Annotated in this window: 14 protein-coding genes; 3 read left to right on the top strand and 11 right to left on the bottom strand. The window is 62.2% G+C overall.

Features of this window, described 5'->3' with window-relative positions:
• Positions 1-8: 8 nt before the first annotated feature.
• The 5 genes from folK to AACH55_RS03075 all read right to left on the bottom strand — a co-directional run bounded on the left by folK (position 9) and on the right by AACH55_RS03075 (position 4,700).
• A complete protein-coding gene (gene folK / locus AACH55_RS03055) occupies positions 9-494 on the bottom strand; it encodes a 2-amino-4-hydroxy-6-hydroxymethyldihydropteridine diphosphokinase (RefSeq protein ID WP_338717945.1) in 486 nt (161 codons plus the stop codon).
• A 5-nt stretch (positions 495-499) separates the two neighbouring features.
• Positions 500-2,101, bottom strand: coding sequence for a polynucleotide adenylyltransferase PcnB (gene pcnB, locus AACH55_RS03060; protein WP_338717946.1), 1,602 nt, complete (start codon positions 2,099-2,101; stop codon positions 500-502).
• Complete coding sequence (locus AACH55_RS03065; RefSeq protein WP_338717947.1) at positions 2,098-2,781, bottom strand: HAD-IB family hydrolase; 684 nt, start codon at positions 2,779-2,781, stop codon at positions 2,098-2,100. Before AACH55_RS03065 ends, pcnB begins: the two co-directional genes overlap by 4 nt.
• Positions 2,778-3,494 (bottom strand): DnaA regulatory inactivator Hda, encoded by a 717-nt coding sequence (hda, locus tag AACH55_RS03070; RefSeq protein WP_338717948.1) that lies wholly within the window; start codon positions 3,492-3,494, stop codon positions 2,778-2,780. Before hda ends, AACH55_RS03065 begins: the two co-directional genes overlap by 4 nt.
• A 123-nt stretch (positions 3,495-3,617) precedes the next feature.
• On the bottom strand, positions 3,618-4,700 hold the full coding sequence (locus AACH55_RS03075; RefSeq protein WP_338717949.1) for an AI-2E family transporter: 1,083 nt from the start codon (positions 4,698-4,700) through the stop codon (positions 3,618-3,620).
• A 104-nt stretch (positions 4,701-4,804) separates the two neighbouring features.
• Here AACH55_RS03075 and purM point away from each other — a divergent pair, with 104 nt between their 5' ends.
• Positions 4,805-5,848: a phosphoribosylformylglycinamidine cyclo-ligase gene (gene purM, locus AACH55_RS03080; protein WP_338717950.1), complete on the top strand. Its 1,044-nt coding sequence runs from the start codon at positions 4,805-4,807 to the stop codon at positions 5,846-5,848.
• A gap of 106 nt (positions 5,849-5,954) precedes the next feature.
• Here the strand turns inward: purM and AACH55_RS03085 are convergent, their stop codons facing one another.
• From AACH55_RS03085 to AACH55_RS03110, 6 genes are all read right to left on the bottom strand, one after another.
• Complete coding sequence (locus tag AACH55_RS03085) at positions 5,955-7,421, bottom strand: IS1182 family transposase (RefSeq protein WP_338715542.1); 1,467 nt, start codon at positions 7,419-7,421, stop codon at positions 5,955-5,957.
• 179 nt (positions 7,422-7,600) lie between these two features.
• Positions 7,601-8,479, bottom strand: coding sequence for a peptidase (locus AACH55_RS03090; RefSeq protein WP_338717951.1), 879 nt, complete (start codon positions 8,477-8,479; stop codon positions 7,601-7,603).
• Positions 8,480-8,651: 172 nt separating this feature from the next.
• Positions 8,652-9,650, bottom strand: a complete 999-nt coding sequence (locus AACH55_RS03095) for an alpha-E domain-containing protein (protein ID WP_338717952.1) — start codon at positions 9,648-9,650, stop codon at positions 8,652-8,654.
• A gap of 1 nt (position 9,651) precedes the next feature.
• Positions 9,652-11,079 carry a circularly permuted type 2 ATP-grasp protein gene (locus AACH55_RS03100; RefSeq protein WP_338717953.1) on the bottom strand — a complete coding sequence of 476 codons (1,428 nt, stop codon included), beginning with the start codon at positions 11,077-11,079 and terminating at the stop codon, positions 9,652-9,654.
• Between the two features lie 258 nt (positions 11,080-11,337).
• Entirely contained in the window at positions 11,338-11,781 is a 444-nt protein-coding gene (locus tag AACH55_RS03105; RefSeq protein WP_338717954.1) for a cupin domain-containing protein, read from the bottom strand.
• Positions 11,782-11,886: 105 nt separating this feature from the next.
• Positions 11,887-12,543: a glutathione S-transferase family protein gene (locus AACH55_RS03110; protein ID WP_338717956.1), complete on the bottom strand. Its 657-nt coding sequence runs from the start codon at positions 12,541-12,543 to the stop codon at positions 11,887-11,889.
• 343 nt (positions 12,544-12,886) lie between these two features.
• Here AACH55_RS03110 and phaZ point away from each other — a divergent pair, with 343 nt between their 5' ends.
• Positions 12,887-14,113, top strand: coding sequence for a polyhydroxyalkanoate depolymerase (gene phaZ / locus AACH55_RS03115; RefSeq protein ID WP_338717957.1), 1,227 nt, complete (start codon positions 12,887-12,889; stop codon positions 14,111-14,113).
• 254 nt (positions 14,114-14,367) lie between these two features.
• Positions 14,368-17,757, top strand: coding sequence for a transglutaminase family protein (locus tag AACH55_RS03120; protein ID WP_338717958.1), 3,390 nt, complete (start codon positions 14,368-14,370; stop codon positions 17,755-17,757).
• Positions 17,758-17,810: the final 53 nt, after the last annotated feature.

The following is a 17,810-nucleotide window of genomic DNA, read 5'->3' on the forward strand; positions in this document are numbered from 1 at the left end:
CTCAGTGTTCAGAGTCGGCGGACCGGCTGATCCTTGATCGCATCCAGAAAATCGCGCGCCGCTCCCAGTCCCGGTATCACCACCTTCTCATCGATCTCCAGCATGGGCGCCAGCACGAAGGCGCGCTGCGCCATGCGGGGATGGGGAACGGTCAGCTCCGTGCTGTCCAGGTGCGCATCTCCATACATCAACACATCCAGATCCAGCGTACGCGGGGCATTGCGGTAGGGGCGCTCGCGTCCGTGTTGCAGCTCGATGGCCTGCAGGGCGTGCAGCAGATCGAGGGCCGTAAGCGAGGTCGACACCAGCGCCACGGCGTTGACGTAATCATCGCCACTCGAATCGATCGGCGCGGTGCGGTACAGCGAGGAGCTGCGCAGCAGTTGCGACTGCGGCAGCCGGGCCAGGTGCGCAATGGCTTCGTTGACGGTGGCCCGGGCGTCGCCGAGATTGCCGCCGATGCCTATCCAGGCCAGCGTGAAGGATGGATCCACGTGGCTCAGTCGTCGCCCGCAGGCGCGCTGTCAGCACCGGCAGCGCTACTGCCGCGACGACGGCGACGGCGCTTGGGGGCCTCGCCGGTGCCGCTGTCTGCGGGCTCGCCAGCAGCCTCGCCAGTCTCTTGAATGGCAGGTGCGCGCGTCTTGACAGAGGCAGGCGCTGCCTCCTGTTCGATGCTGCCGTCGCTGCTGCCGCTATCGACCGGCGACTTGCTGCGGCTGCGTCCGCCACGGCGCTTGCGTTTCTTCGGACCAGCATTGCTGCCGGCAGGATCGGCCGGCTTGCGGGCGATCAGTTCTTCGCGCTCGGCGCCATTGCCGGCGATGAAGGCTTCCCACCATTCGCCCAGTTCGGCATCGAGTTCACCGGACTGGCAACGCAGCAGCAGGAAGTCGAAACCGGCGCGCAGGCGCAGGTGTTCCAGCAGCTTGTACGGAGCCTTGCCGACGCGGCGTTCGAAGCGTGGCTGCATGGCCCAGATGTCGCGCATGTCGGAGGCGATCTTGCGTTGCAGGGCGAGCTTCTCAGTCTGGGCGTCGAGCACGTCATCGGCCGCAAGGTGCAACGCCGGGATCGGGTACTCGCCGGCCGCCTGGTACGCGCGCCACTTTTCCAGCACCTGGTGCCACAGCAGCGAGGCGAACAGGAAGCCCGGCGAGACGCCCTTGCCTTCCTTGACGCGCGCATCCGTGTTGGCCAATGCCAGGCTGACGAACTTCTCGCCCAAGGGTTGTTCCAGCACCACGTCCAGCAGCGGCAGCAAGCCATGATGCAGGCCTTCCTTGCGCAGTTGCTGCAGGCAGGCCAGCGCATGGCCGCTCATGAGGAGCTTCAACATCTCGTCGAATACGCGTGCGGCCGGTACGTTGTCGATGAGCGGCGCCATCACTCGGATCGGTGCGCTGCTGGCCGGGTCGATGGTGAACTTGAGCTTGGCCGCGAAGCGCACCACGCGCAGCATGCGTACCGGATCTTCGCGGTAGCGTGCTTCGGGTTCGCCGATGATGCGCAGTTTCTTGTCGCGGATGTCGGCGATGCCGCCGTGGTAATCGAGCACGGTCTGGCTGGCCGGATCGTAATACATCGCGTTGATGGTGAAGTCGCGCCGGGTGGCATCTTCATGCTGCTCGCCGAAGGTGTTGTCGCGCAGCACGCGGCCATGTTCATCCTTGGGCGCGGCTTCGGCCGAGGCGCCACGGAAAGTGGTGACCTCGATCAGCTCCTGGCCGAACATCACGTGCACGATCTGGAAGCGGCGGCCGATGATGAAGGCGCGGCGGAACAATTGCTTGACCTGTTCCGGCGTGGCATTGGTGGCGACGTCGAAGTCCTTGGGCTTGATGCCCAGCAGCAGGTCGCGCACCGCACCGCCGACGATGAAGGCCTTGTAGCCGGCTTCCTGCAGGGTCTGCGTCACGCGCACCGCGTTGGGTGAAACCAGGGCCGGATCGATGCCATGCTGCTTGGGACCGAGCACGTCGGGATCGATCTTGCCCCCTGCGGCGACGGCCTTGGCGCGCGACTTTTTTGCGGGCTCGGCACTCTCGGCTGCAGCCGCCTTGCCGCGACCGAGGATGGAGCGAATCAGTTTCTTGATCATTGCGCGTGGCCGTCGGCGAAGAGGTTCAGCACCGGCCAGCCGCGCGCCTGGGCATGCGCCAGCAGCTTGTCGTTGGGGTTGGTGGCGATCGGATCGGTCACGCGTTCCAGAAGCGGAATGTCGTTCTGCGAATCGCTGTAGAAGTAGCTGCGCTCGAACTGATCCAGCCTGAAGCCCAGACGCTCCAGCCAGGCTTCGGTGTGCACGATCTTGCCGGGGCCGAAGGTGGGTGTGCCGTCGAGCTTGCCGGTGAGGTTGCCTTGCGCATCCAGTGCGGGCAGTGCGGCGATCAGGTGTTCGACGCCGAAGTGCGAGGCAATCGGCTTGGTGACGAAGTGATTGGTGGCGGTGACGATGGCCACCAGGTCACCGGCGTCCAGGTGCTTCTTCACCAGGGCCACGGCTTGCGGCAGGATGGCGGGCTTGACCACTTCTTCCATGAACTGCAGGTGCATCTCGTCGAGCTGCGTGCGCGGGAAGCGCGACAGGTTGCCCAGCGCGAATTCGAGATAGGCCACCGGGTCCAGCGTACCGTTCTGGTAATGGGCGAACCATTCGTCATTGGCCTTGCGGAAGCTGTCGGCATCCACGGCGCCGATGCGCGCCATGAATTCTCCCCATTCGTGGTCGGAGTCGAGCGGCAGCAGGGTATGGTCGAGATCGAAAAGGGCGAGGTTCATTGTTCTCCGGATTCCTGTTGTAACAGTTCGCGTAGCAAGGGCAGGGTGATGGCGCGCTTGGTGGCCAGCGAGTAGCGGTCCAGCGCGTCGAGCATGCGCGACAGCGAAGGCATGTCGCGGCGATAGTGGGTGAGCATGTACATCATCACGGCCGGCGGAATCTCCAGGCCGCGGTCCAGGGTGATCTGCAGCAGGGCGGCGATCTTCTCGTCATCCGAGAGGTCATGCACCTGATAGATCAGGCCCCAGCCGAGCCGTGTGCGCAGGTCTTCGCGCAGTTCCAGGCGGGTCGGTGGCAGGGTGCCGGTGCAGACCATGCAGCCGCCCTGTTCGCGGATCTGGTTGAACAGGTTGAAGGCGGCGATCTGCTGTTCCTCGAACAGTTGATCGACGTCATCGAGCAGGTAATGGCTGGTCTGCGGGCTGTAGTCGAAGGCGGACTCGGGAGAATCGGCGCCGATCAGGCGCGCGCGGTTGCCTTCCTGGCCGGCCTTGGTGGCCAGTGCGTGCAGCAGGTGGGTCTTGCCGGCACCGGCTTCGGCCCAGAGGTAGATGAAGCGGTCGGTGCTGGCACTGCCGGTCTGGATGGTTTTGTCCACGCCGGCCGTGGCCAGCAGCTTCAAGCGCTCCAGCAGTTCTGCGTTGCGGCCGGTCACGAAGCTGTCGAAGCTTTGTGGCTGGTCCGCGCTCAAATCGAGCGGAATCTGTTTCATCGGTGGCTATCAGCTACGAAGGCCGCAAGCTGCTTGCGGCCAGTTAATGCAGGACGGCGCCAAGCGCCCGAGCCTGCGCAGCGTCCTGCAAGGGCAGGGAGGCTGTGATCGATCATAAACTCTTCAACGGTTGTAAAAATTGCTGGCCAGATACTCGCGTCGCACATGCATGGCGATCACCGAGACAATGGCCGAGGCCGGCAGCGCCAGTAGCACGCCGACGAATCCGAACAACTGGCCAAAGGCCAGCAAGGCGAAAATCACCACCAGCGGATGCAGGCCGATACGCTCGCCCACCAGCTTTGGCGTGAGGATGAAGCTTTCCAGCACCTGCCCCACGCCATAAATCAGGGCCACCCACAACAATCCCATGGCGCCATCGAATTGCAAGATGGCCGCCAGGATCGCCAGCACCAGCCCCAGGCCGAAGCCCACGTAGGGGATGAACACCAGCAAGCCGGTGAGCACACCCACGGGAAGGGCGCTGTCAAATCCGGCCACGGTGAGCGCAACCGAATAATAGACCGCCAGCACCAGCATCACCAGCAATTGTCCTCGCAGATACTGGCCCAGCAGGCCATCGACCTCGGCCGCCATGGTATTGACGCGGGCGGCCCAGCGGCGCGGGATGAGAATCTGCACGCGCTTGATGAAAGGATGCCAGTCCTGCAGCAGGTAGAACAACACCATCGGCACGAACAGCAGATTGGCCAGCCAGGCCAAGAGCGCCGTGCCACCGACCTTGGCCGAGGCCAGCACGGAACTCCACAGCTCGTCGCCGCTGGTGCTGATCTGTTGCGTGAGCAAGGCCTTGATGCCGGCCAGGTCCAGCCGCACGTCGATGCCCAGCTGATGCAGGCGCGGCGAGAGGAAGGCGTTCAGCTTGTCCAGCAGCGGCGGCACCTGGGCCTGCAACAGCGGGATCTGGCGCAGTACCAATGGCACCACGATCAGCACCAGCGCCAGACCGGCCAGGATCAGCAGCAGCACCATGATGGTCACGCCCACGAAGCGCGGGATGCGCAGCGGGCCGAGACGGCGGCTGGCGATCCAGTCCACGCCGGGGTTGAGCGCATAACCGATGATGCCGGCGGCAACGAAGGGCGAGAGCATCGGCCCCAGCGCCACCAGTAGTGACAACAGCAAAATGCCGACAATCAGCCACGCCAGGTTCTGTTTTTGCTCTTCGGACAAAGAAAAAGGCATGGATTCGGAGTTCGCAGGTGGCGGTTTTGTTAAAATCACGGCTTGGCAGGGGCACTTCAGCCCTGAATCCCCTATTTTACCGTCTTCACTGGCAATATTTCATCATGACTTCACCTTCCAATGTCTCCCTCTCCTACCGTGACGCTGGCGTCGATATCGATGCCGGTGATGCCCTGGTCGAAGCGATCAAGCCGTTCGCCAAGCGCACCACCCGCGAAGGCGTGCTGGGCGGCATTGGCGGTTTCGGTGCCCTGTTCGAGATCAGCAAGAAGTACAAGGAACCGGTGCTGGTCTCCGGCACCGACGGCGTGGGCACCAAGTTGAAGCTGGCCTTCCACCTGAACCGTCACGATACGGTCGGTATCGACCTGGTGGCCATGAGCGTCAACGACATCCTGGTGCAAGGCGCCGAGCCGCTGTTCTTCCTCGATTACTTTGCCTGCGGCAAGCTGGACGTGCCCTCGGCCACCGATGTCATCAAGGGCATCGCCGCCGGTTGCGAACAGGCCGGCTGCGCCCTGATCGGCGGTGAAACCGCGGAAATGCCCAGCATGTACCCGGACGGTGAATACGACCTGGCCGGCTTCGCGGTCGGCGCGGTGGAAAAGTCCAGGATCATCGACGGCACCAAGATCGCCCCGGGCGACGTGGTGCTGGGCCTGGCCTCCTCGGGTGCCCACTCCAACGGTTACTCGCTGGTGCGCAAGATCCTGGACGTGGCCAAGCCCGACCTGGAAGCCGACTTCCACGGCCGCAAGCTGGCTGATGTGCTGATGGCCCCGACCCGCATCTACGTCAAGCCGCTGCTGTCGCTGATGGAGAAGCTGGAAGTCAAGGGCATGGTCCACATCACCGGTGGCGGCCTGGTCGAGAACATCCCGCGCGTGCTGCAGGATCACCTGACCGCTGAGCTGGACGCCAAGTCCTGGACCATGCCCCCGCTCTTCACCTGGCTGCAGCAGCATGGCGGCGTGGCCGATGCGGAAATGCATCGCGTCTTCAACTGCGGCATCGGCATGACCGTGATCGTCTCCAAGGAAAACGCCGACGCCGCCGAAGCCCATCTGAAGGCCGCTGGTGAAACCGTCTACCGCATCGGCGCCATCCGCGCCCGCGCTGAAGGCGAAGCCCAGACCATCGTGCGCTGATCGATGTAAATCGTTTTAAAGTTTTATAAAGTAAAAAGGCTGCATTCTGAATGCAGCCTTCAGGTTGATGACGAACCCCGTGTTTTCGAACACGGGGTTTTGTTTTTCAGGCGCAGGTAATTTGCAGATGGTCAATGGCGCAGAAGCTAAGCAAGGCGCTCATTTTTCTCTGTAGCCACTTTTGTACGCTGGCATAGGCGTTCAAGCCCGGTAAAAGCGCGCGCAAGCGCGCCACCAGCAGGGCAATCTTCTTCATGTTCTGGGCCGCCGCCGCCAACAAGCACTGCTCGGCGACCTTGCGCAAGCCGCGCATGCGGGCATAGCGATGTCCGTGCAATTGCTTGGCGTCGGCGAAACTGCGTTCTACCGTTTCCTTGCGTCTGGCATAGATGCGCTTGCCCCATTCGGTACGACGCCGATCATCCACCTTCTCCTTGGAGCGCTCCCACACATGGCGCGTCACCACCTTGACCGCATTGGCGCTATTGGTGCATTGCTCGCGTACCTTGCAGCCCCGGCATTGTTCAGGCTTGGATTTGTATTCCCGATACCCCTGCCGATTGGTGGTGCTGTAGTGCAAGGGCTGACCCTGCGGGCAGATGTATTCGTCCCGATAAGCATCGTACTCATACGCCCGTTTAAAGAATGTCCCCGGCTTGTGGTTGGGTGTGCGGTAGCCCATCACGCCGCTGATCTCGCGATTCTCCAGTCCCTGGCAGACGGCCGGTGTGAAATAGCCAGCATCCAGGCCAACGGCCTGTACATCAAATCCGAACGTCTGGCGCTGACGATCCAGGCGTGCCAGATAAGGTTGACTGTCATGGACTGAGGCGGGCGTGACATGGGTATCGGTAATGATGCAATGCTTGGCATCGACGGTGCGGTGATCCAGGTAGAAGAAGCCCTTGGGCTTGTCGTCGCGCACCATGTAGCCGCTCTCGGGATCGGTGCGACTAACCTTGATCTCTTTGGTGGGCGGCTCATCATCATCGTCGCGCTTGAGCGGCTTCTTGCCATGCTCGGCACGGTCGATATCCACAGCCGCATCCAGTTCGGCCAGATAGGCCGAGGGTGTCTGGGTAACTTGAACGTAGTCGAACTTGTTCTTGTTGGCGTTGGCCTTGAGGTGGGTGCTGTCGCTGTAGAGCACGCGGCCATCGACCATGCCGCGTCCAATGGCCTGGCGCACGATCTCGTCGAAGATCTCTTGATAGACGGTGGTATCAATGAAGCGGCGGCGCCGGTTCTGGGAGAAGGTGGAGGAGTCCGGCACCTTGTCGGTCAGACGGAATCCGGCAAACCAGCGATAGGCCACGTTGACCTGGACCTCGCGGATGAGCTGGCGCTCGCTGCGGATACCGAAGAGGTAGCCGATGAACAAGAGCTTGAAGAGTACCACCGGGTCCAGTGCCGGGCGGCCATTGTCGGCGCAATACAGATGCGCCACCTTCTCGCGGATGAACTCGAAATGCACCGCCGCGTCGATCTTGCGCAGCAGATGGTCCTTGGGCACGAGCATCTCGATGGTCACCATCTCTAACTCGTGCTGGGCGGCTGTCGGTTTTTTGAGCATGACCGATTAAACAACAAAGCCTTGGCTCTCGCCAAGGCTTTGTCATCAATCTGAAGGCTGCATTCTGAATGCAGCCTTTTTTATTTCCCTCAGGATTTTCCCGTCAAATGAAAACTTAGTTTTGATAAAACGAAAACTAAGTTTCCTCCAAGAAAAATCTAAGATTTCCGGACCAGCCTTCAGCTGGCCTGCCCGACATCCCCATCCTGCTCCGCCAGGATCTGCCGCGGCACCGCCTGCAGCCCGCGCGCCACGCCATTGGGCGGCGGCACGCGCACCGGCTCGCTGATGTCGGTGGCCGTCGAGAGCACGTTCAGGGTATCTTCCGGCGGGGCATCCCAGACCGGATCGTCGATGGCCTCGAAGACGCGCTTCAATTGCGAACCCCAGCTGCGGCGGATCATCTGGAAATACTGGTTCTGCTCATCGATGGTGACGAAGCGGGTCACGGCCAGGTCTTCGTTTTCATAGACCAGCAGGTCCAGCGGCAGGCCCACCGAGATGTTGGACTTGAGCGTGGAATCCATGGAGATCAGCGCACACTTGGCCGCTTCGTCCAGCGAGGTATGCGGCGTGACCACGCGGTCGATGATGGGCTTGCCGTACTTGGATTCGCCGATCTGGAAGTAGGTATTCTCATCGTGCGATTCGATGAAGTTGCCGGCCGAGTACATCTGGAACAGCCTGCAGCGCTCGCCACGAATCTGGCCACCGAAGATGATGCTGACGTTGAAATCGATACCGAACTTGCTCAGCTCGGCGGCTTCGCGGTCATGCACGGCGCGGATGGCATCACCCAGGATCTGCGCGGCTTCGTACATGGTGGTCGCGGTCCAGATGCTGCGCCCCTCGGCATTGGTGCGGTCGGTCAGCATCTGGCGGATGGATTGCGAAATCGACAGGTTGCCGGCGGTCATCAGGACCATCACGCGGTCGCCCGGATTCTCGTAAACACTCATCTTGCGGAAGGTGCCGATATGGTCCACGCCCGCGTTGGTGCGCGAATCGGACAGGAACACCAGGCCGCTGTTGAGGCGCATGGCTACGCAGTAGGTCATGATGGAATCGTGATACGTGGAAACGGAAAGCCGGATTTTACCGTAAGGCCCGGCGCCAGAGCGCGTGCGCCGGGGACATCTGTCGTGACGTACCTACAGTAACGGCCTGTTTCCGGAAAAGATGACAGTGGCTGTGCTTCTTTATTTCATCCGAAGCACAGCCAGGGACGGCTTACGCTGCCAAAGGAACAAGAAAATCGCGGCTGATGCGATTGCCCAGCTCGAAGATGCGCTCCAAAAATTCGGTGAGCGTATCGTGCAGGCCGGCGTCCAGGATTTCCTCGATGCGGGCGAACTTGAGATCGGCATGCAGCTTGCCGGCAAAGCGTTCGGTATCGGCCGAGACATCGTTGCGCACGTGGTGCAGGTTGGAGATCACGTTGCCCATGCAGGCCAGCAGCGAACGCGGCATGTCCGCACGCAGGATCAGCAGCTCGGCCACACGCTCGGGCGTGATGACATCGCGGTAGACCTTGCGATAGATCTCGAAGCCCGACACCGAACGCAGGATCGCGGCCCAGTAGTAGAAGTCCAGCTGCCCCGCTTCATCATGGGCGGCCTGGCTTTGCGACTGCGATTGCGACTGCCCGTTGAGCTTTTGCGACTGCGCTTCCTTGGCGCCGTGGAACTTGACGTCGATGATGCGCGCCGTGTTGTCCGCACGTTCCAGGAAAGTGCCCAGGCGGATGAAGTGGAAAGCCTCGTCCTCCAGCATGGTGCCGATGGTCACGCCCCGCGAGAGGTGCGAGCGGTGCTTGACCCATTCGAAGAAATCGCTCGGGTTCTGCTCCAGCGCATTGGTCTGCAGATAGGACTGCATCTTGATCCAGGTGGCGTTCTGGATTTCCCAGGCTTCGGTGGTCAGGGCGCCGCGCACCGCACGCGCGTTCTCGCGCGCCTGCCGCAGGCAGGAGGCAATCGAGGACGGGTTGTTGGGGTCGCGCACCATGAAGTCGATGACGTCCTTCTGCGTGAGCTTGTCGTATTTCTGGTTGTAGCCATAGAGCAGCTCCGAGATACCCAGCACGGCGCGCCAGCCCTGCTCGGCGTCGTCGGTGGATTGTGGCAGCAGGGCGGTCTGCACATGCACATCGAGCATGCGGGCGGTGTTCTCGGCGCGCTCGGTGTAGCGGGCCATCCAGAAGAGGTGATCGGCGGTACGGCTCAGCATCTTATTTCTCCAGAATCCAGGTGTCCTTGGTGCCGCCGCCTTGCGACGAGTTCACCACCAGCGAGCCTTCCTTCAGTGCCACGCGCGTGAGTCCGCCCTTGACCATGGTGATCTGCTTGCCCGACAAAACGAAGGGACGCAGATCGAGGTGGCGCGGCGCGATGCCCGATTCCACATAGGTCGGGCACACCGAGAGTGCCAGCGTGGGCTGGGCGATATAGCCATCGGGCTTGGCGATGATGCGCGCGCGGAAGTCTTCGATCTCCTGTTTGGTCGACGCCGGACCGACCAGCATGCCGTAACCGCCGGCGCCGTGCACTTCCTTGACCACCAGCTTTTCCAGGTTGGCCAGGGTGTAAGAGAGATCCTCCTTCTTGCGGCACTGGTAGGTCGGCACGTTGTTGAGGATCGGGTCTTCGGACAGATAGAAGCGCACCATGTCCGGCACATACGGATAGATCGACTTGTCGTCGGCCACACCGGTGCCGATGGCATTGGTGAGCGTCACCTTGCCGGCGCGATAGGCCTGCAACAGGCCCGGTACGCCCAGCGCCGAATCGGGACGGAAAGCCAGCGGATCGAGGAAGTCGTCGTCGATGCGGCGATAGATCACGTCGACCCGCTTGGGGCCGCGCGTGGTGCGCATGTAGACCACGTTGTCCTTGACGAAGAGGTCCTGTCCCTCGACCAGTTCGACGCCCATCTGCTGGGCCAGGAAGGCATGTTCGAAGTAGGCCGAGTTGTACATGCCCGGGGTCATCACCACCACCGTCGGATCGGTCACGCCGGCCGGTGCCACCGAACGCAGGTTGTCCAGCAGCAGGTCGGGGTAGTGATCGACCGGTGCGATCTTGTGACGCGTGAAGAGATCGGGGAAGAGCCGCATCATCATCTTGCGGTTCTCCAGCATGTAAGACACACCGGACGGTACGCGCAGGTTGTCTTCCAGTACGTAGAATTCACCCTCGCCCGCACGCACGATATCCACACCGGCGATGTGTGCGTAGATGTCGTTGACCACGTTCACATCCTGCATCTCGCGCCGGTACTGCGCGTTCTGGAAGATCTGCTCGGGCGGGATGATGCCGGCCTTGACGATCTTCTGCTCGTGATAGATGTCGTGGATGAACATGTTGAGCGCCTTGACGCGCTGGACCAGTCCCGCTTCCAGCTTGGCCCATTCGGCCTTGTGGATGATGCGCGGGATGATGTCGAAGGGGATCAGGCGCTCGGTGCCGGCATCGTTGCCATAGACGGCGAAGGTAATGCCGACACGGCGGAAGATCAGGTCGGATTCGGCACGTTTGCGGGCGATGATTTCCGGCGACTGCGCCGAAAGCCAGCTGGCGAATTCTGCATAGTGCTGACGCACTTGACCTGCTTCGCTGCTTGCGCCTCCTGAATACATCTCATCAAAAAAATGTGCCATAGATTTGCTTCGCGTTCCCGTGGGAAGCGGGAATCTTTCTAAGTAGGTTGTAACGAAAACAGAGGCGGTGGGTACGGCAAAACTACAGCGTGGTTACAGCGTAATGCGATGGCGCTAGGGGACTGCCGCTGCACGCCAGCGCCAGCGTGCATGAAGAAAGACTAACAGAGGCTTGAATTTTTTGACAGAGGAAAATTGCATGCTTTTGCTCCTCGCCCGAACGGGTCTGCTGCCATCAAACGCAGACCCGCAGCGGCTTCAGTTAGTCCATGGCGTCGGTGCAGGAACCTCGCAGGGGGCTGGCATATCGATGGTCTTGAAGTCGGCCGGACTAACGATTTCCAGATACTCCATGTCGGGCGAATAGTCGAACAGGAAGTGCACGATGCCCGGCCGCTGGTGTACGCAGTCGCCCGCCTTGACCAGCGTGACCTCGGTTTCATACATGAAGCGCGCCCAGCCTTTCAACATGATGACGATGTGAAAGTTGGCCTCATGCCGGTGCCATCCGGTGCCGGTCTGCGGTGCCATGTTGGCCTTGACCAGTTGCGCCACCACCTGGCCGCCGGTGGCGGCGGCAATGCCCAGATCGCGGTACAGGAAGAAGTCGCGCAGTCCGCCTGTTTGATAGGGCGTGTCGCCCTCGCTCACATGCGAGAAAGTGTTTTGCGCCAGTACGCTTGGATCAGCTACGGTATTCATCACATCCATCCTTTCTGCGGTCTCCCGCCATGGGCCTGCGACAAAAAACGGGCGCGACTCTCCTGCCATTGCTGCCGGTGCTGATGCTACTGATGCTTCTGCGCCCTAGAATTCCACATCCAGTTCGTCGATATCCTCCGGTTCCTTCTTGGCCGCCATGATCCACTCCTGCATCTCCGGCATGGCCATGATGCGCTTGGCATAAGCGGTGCAGATGGGATCGAGCTTGACGTCATAGGTCATGAAGCGCGTGACCACCGGCGCATACATGGCATCGGCCATGGTGCGCTGTTCGCCGAACAGGAAGGGCCCGCCGTACTTGGCCAGGCATTCCTTCCAGATGGTGGTGATGCGCACGATGTCGGCTTCCGCACGCGACCACACCTTGAAGTTGGGGAAGTGGCCCTTGAGGTTCATCGGCAGCGCCGCGCGCAGGGCCGAGAAACCCGAATGCATTTCGCCGCATACCGAGCGGCAATGCGCACGGGCAGCGAGATCGGCCGGCAGCAGCCTGGCGCCGGGGCGGATTTCGTTGAGATATTCGGCAATGGCCAGCGTATCCCATACCAGTACGTCGCCATGATGGAGGCTGGGTACCAGGATGGAGGAAGACAGCAGCAGGATCTCTGCCCGCGCCGACGGGTCGTCCGGCGGCACGATGTCTTCCTCGAAAGAGAGCCCGGCGAACCTGGCCATGAGCCAGCCGCGCAGGGACCACGAGGAGTAGTTCTTGCTGGTGATGCGCAAAGTCGTCTTAGGCATGTCAGTCCTTTATCTGTTTTGTGCAGGTTGACTTTGGGCACGCTGCCGCGTGAGCGGCGGTGTCTTGTTCATCATCTTCGTCATCATCTTGCCCGCCCTGTCTGCGCTTCAGGGAAGGCACGGACCACTGAACCGGTCCGTACGTCTTTTGCTTGCAAAGCTTGTGCCAGCTCGCGGGAAAGTGCAGGGCGCGCGCCGGGAGCCTTGCTGCCCGCTTACGAAAGCGCCACCGGCCCGCCAGAAGGCGCTCTTGCATGGCCTGACGGCCCATCAATGGCATGACAATTGCATCTTTGCCTCGGCGAGCGGACACCAATAAGAGACAACCCGAGGGCGGCGCTTCATGATCAACACCTATCAGCTCTACCAGAACTACGCCGACGCCACCGATCCGCTGCGGGCCTGTGCCCGCATGATGGCGCCCGTGCTGGGCGCGACCTGGCCCGGCGTGCCGGCGCATCCGGCCCTGCGCAAGATGGCCTCGGCCTGTGAGGTCTTTGCGCGCACCCAGCTCACCCATGTGCGCCCGCCCTTCGAGATCGGCGAGGTGGTCGATGGCGGATGCACAATTGCGGTGCATGAAGAGGAAATCAGCGCCACCCCCTTCTGTGGTCTGCTGCATTTCCGCAAGGAAACTGCGGCGGTGCAGCCCAAGATCCTGGTGGTGGCGCCCATGTCGGGGCACTTCGCCACGCTCCTGCGCGGCACCGTCAAGACGCTGCTGCGCGACCACGACGTCTACATCACCGACTGGCGCAATGCGCGCGACGTTGCCACCGGGCATGGTCGTTTCGGCCTGGATGAATACGTTTCCCACGTCATCGATTTCCTCGCCGTGCTGGGGCCGGGCACGCATCTGCTGGCGGTGTGCCAGCCCACCGTGGCCGCGCTGACGGCCGCTTCGGTGATGGCCGAGGACGATCATCCGGCGCAGCCGCGCACCATGACCCTGATGGCCGGACCGCTCGATACCCGCGTCAATCCGACCGCCGTCAATGCCCTGGCCAAGAGCAAGCCGATCAGCTGGTTCGAGAAGAACATGATCAGCACCGTCCCGGCCCGCCACGCAGGTGCAGGGCGGCGCGTCTATCCGGGCTTCGTGCAGCTGGGCGCCTTCATGAACATGAACCTGAACCGCCACATCGACGCCTTCCGCAAGCTCTATCAGCACCTGGTCGAGGGCGAGCAGGCGCAGGCGGCGCAGATCAAGGATTTCTACGAGGAGTATTTCGCCATGGCCGACCTGCCGGCCGAGTTCTACCTGGAAACGGTGCGCACCGTCTTCCAGGAGCATGCGCTGCCGCTGGGCAGGCTGACCTACCGCGAGCGCGTGGTTAATCCGGCCGCCATCCGCCGCACCGCGCTCTTCACCATCGAGGGCGAGAAGGACGACATCTGCGCCGTCGGCCAGACCGTGGCCGCACAGGAAATGTGCAGCAGCATCCGCCCCTACATGCGCCTGCACCATGTTCAGACGGCGGTGGGCCATTACGGCGTCTTCAATGGACGGCGCTGGGAGAACGAAATCTATCCGCGCCTGCGCGATTTCATTTCCATGCATCACCGATGACCTCAGGGCGTGCTGCCGAGGGAGGTGTAAAAACTTAGTTTTCCGGATCGCAAGATTAAGTTTTTCAGTCCCCGGCCCTAACACTCTGGCTTACACTCACAACGAGGTGCCTTCCATCAAGAATGTCATCAGGAAAGTCAGTCCGGAAGTAATCAGGCGGTAAGAAAAACAAGGTATGCAGTAGCTTTTCCCTGCATGTCGCCAACAACAACCAAGCCCCGCGCTTGACCATTTGCTTGTCGTAAAGGAATTCCATGTCGATCCACGTGGCCCTGAACCATGTCACCTCTTACAAGTACGACCGTGCCATCAACCTGGGTCCGCAAGTCATCCGCTTGCGTCCCGCCCCGCACAGCCGTACCCGTATCCTGAGTTATTCACTGCGCGTGCTGCCCGAGCCGCACTTCATCAACTGGCAGCAGGACCCGGAATCGAACTACCTGGCGCGCCTGGTATTCCCGGAGAAGACCACCGAATTCAAGATCGAGGTCGATCTGGTGGCCGAGATGTCGGTCATCAATCCCTTCGATTTCTTCCTCGAACCGTATGCCGAGCAATTTCCCTTCGAGTACGCCGAGGATCTGCAGAACGAACTGCTGCCCTACCGGCAGAAGCTGCCGCTGTCGCCGCTGTTCGAAGAATTCCTCAAGAGCATCCCGCGCGAGAAGGTCGGCAGTGCCAACTTCCTGGTGGCGCTGAACCAGAAGCTGGCCAACCACATCGGCTACACCATCCGCATGGAGCCGGGCGTGCAGACGCCGGAAGAAACGCTGGAACTGAAGTCCGGCTCGTGCCGCGATTCGTCCTGGCTGCTGGTGCAGTTGCTGCGCCATCTGGGGCTGGCGGCGCGTTTCGTCTCCGGCTACCTGATCCAGTTGACCGCCGACCAGAAGTCGCTCGATGGCCCCTCCGGCCCCGAGGCCGACTTCACCGACCTGCACGCCTGGTGCGAGGTCTATCTGCCCGGTGCCGGCTGGGTCGGGCTGGACCCGACCTCGGGCCTGTTCGCCGGCGAAGGTCATATCCCCTTGTCCTGCACGCCGGAGCCAGCCTCGGCCGCACCGGTCAGCGGTCTGGTCGATCCCTGCGAGGTCGAGTTCGAACACCTGATGTCGGTCAGGCGCATCTGGGAAGCGCCGCGCGTGACCAAGCCCTATACCGAAGAACAATGGGCCGACATCGAGAAACTGGGTCATGCCATCGACGCCGACCTGCAGGCCAATGACGTGCGCCTGACCATGGGCGGCGAGCCGACCTTCGTCTCGCTGGATCACCCGGACGAGCCGGAGTGGAACACCGCCGCGATGGGGCCGACCAAGAAGCCGCTGGCTGCCGAGCTGTATCACCGCATGCGCAACAAGTACGCTGCGCGGGGCCTGCCGCATTTCGGTCAGGGCAAGTGGTATCCGGGCGAGCAGCTGCCGCGCTGGGCGCTCAATTGCTACTGGCGCCGCGACGGCGAACCGATCTGGTTGAATCCAGCCCTGATCGGCGACGAAACCAGGCCGAACGTGAGCGACAAGATCGTCACCAGCCATTTCCTGCACCGCGTGGCGCAGCGTTTGCAGGTGGATGGCAAGAACGTCTTCCCGGCCTACGAAGACGTGTTCTACTACATGTGGCGCGAGCGTCGTCTGCCGGGCAACGTCGATCCCTTCGATTCGCGCGTGGATGACAAGCAGGAGCGCGAGCGTCTCATGAAGGTCTTCACGCAGGGCCTGCAAAGTGCGGTCGGTCATGTGTTGCCGCTGGCGCGCCGCAATGATGGGCGCGGCTGGCAGAGCGGCGCATGGTTCCTGCGCAGCGAGCGCTGCTACCTGTATCCGGGCGATTCGCCGCTGGGTTATCGTCTGCCGCTGGATTCGCTGCCGTGGGTCAGGGAGGGCGAGTATCCCGCCGTCTACCCGGCCGATCCTACGCAGGCCTTCCGTGCGCTGCCCGGCAGCGCCGAGATCCGCCGTCAGCTGGGCAGCCCGCAGGAACCGGCCGCGCGTGTGGACAAGGCCGCCAGCATCGCCGCTGCCATCGCCGGTGATGGTCGCAGCAGTGCCGCCACGGCAGCCAGTGCAGCGGCAGCAACGCACACCGCCAGCCAGCGTGTGCCCGCGCCTTTCGAATCGGCCAACTGGCTGACCCGCACGGCCCTGTGCGCCGAGGTGCGCAATGGCGTGTTCTACCTGTTCATGCCGCCCTTGTCGCAACTGGAGCATTACCTCGAACTGGTCGCTGCCATCGAAGCGGTGGCCGAGGAACTGAAACAGCCGGTGCTGCTGGAAGGCTACGAGCCGCCGCACGATCCGCGCCTGCGCAAGTTCAGCGTCACGCCGGACCCCGGCGTGATCGAGGTCAACATCCAGCCGGCCAACAACTGGAGCGAACTGGTCGAGCAGACCACGCACTTGTACGACGCCGCACGCGCCTCGCGTCTGACCACCGAAAAGTTCATGCTCGATGGTCATCACTCCGGCACCGGCGGCGGCAATCACATGGTGCTGGGCGGCATCACGACCAGTGATTCCCCTTTCCTGCGCCGGCCCGATCTGCTGCGCAGCCTCATCTCGTACTGGCACAACCATCCTTCGCTGTCCTATCTGTTCTCGGGCATGTTCATCGGCCCGACCTCGCAGGCGCCGCGCATCGATGAGGCGCGCAATGATTCGACGGTGGAAATCGAACTGGCCTTCAGCGAAATGGACAAGCAGGTCGCCAAGGGCGATTGCCCGCCCTGGCTGGTGGACCGGCTGCTGCGCAACCTGTTGATCGACGTGACGGGCAACACCCACCGCGCCGAGTTCTGCATCGACAAGATGTATTCGCCCGACAGTGCCACCGGCCGTCTTGGTCTGCTGGAGTTGCGCGCCTTCGAGATGCCGCCGCATGCGCGCATGAGCCTGACCCAGCAACTGTTGCTGCGCGGCCTGGTGGCGCGCTTCTGGAAGGAGCCCTACAAGCCTGCGCGCCTGGTGCGCTGGGGAACGGAATTGCATGACCGCTTCCTGCTGCCGCATTTCATCGAGCAGGATTTTGCCGACGTGATCGCCGACATGAACGAGGCCGGCTATCCCATGCGGGCGGAATGGTTCGCGCCGCACATGGAATTCCGCTGCCCCAAGATCGGTGACTATGCGGTCAAGGGCATGCAGGTCGAATTGCGCACCGCGCTCGAACCCTGGCACGTGCTGGGCGAGGAAAACAGCGGTGGCGGCACGGCGCGCTATGTGGATTCCTCGCTGGAACGCTTGCAGGTCAAGATCACCGGCATGGCCTCCGACCGTTACGTGCTGACCTGCAACGGTGTTGCGGTGCCGCTGCAGCCGACCGGTACCGTCGGGCAGTTCGTCTCCGGTGTGCGTTATCGGGCCTGGCAGCCGCCTTCGGCGCTGCATCCGACCATCCCGGTGGATTCGCCGCTGACCTTCGACCTGATCGATACCTGGAATGGCCGCAGTCTCGGCGGTTGCCAATATCACGTGGTGCATCCGGGCGGCCGCAATTACGAAACCTTCCCGGTCAATGCCTTCGAGGCGGAAAGCCGTCGTCTGGCGCGCTACTTCCGCATGAACCATACGCCGGGAAAATGGCAGGTCACCCCGGCGCGGGCGTCTGTCGAGTTTCCTTTTACGTTAGACTTACGCTACTTCTAAAACTGAGCCGGGCGCCGCTGCTGGAGCGGTGCGCAGCCCGGCCACCCACTGAC

The sequence above is a fragment of the Herbaspirillum sp. DW155 genome (assembly GCF_037076565.1).
Lineage (GTDB): Bacteria > Pseudomonadota > Gammaproteobacteria > Burkholderiales > Burkholderiaceae_D > Herbaspirillum.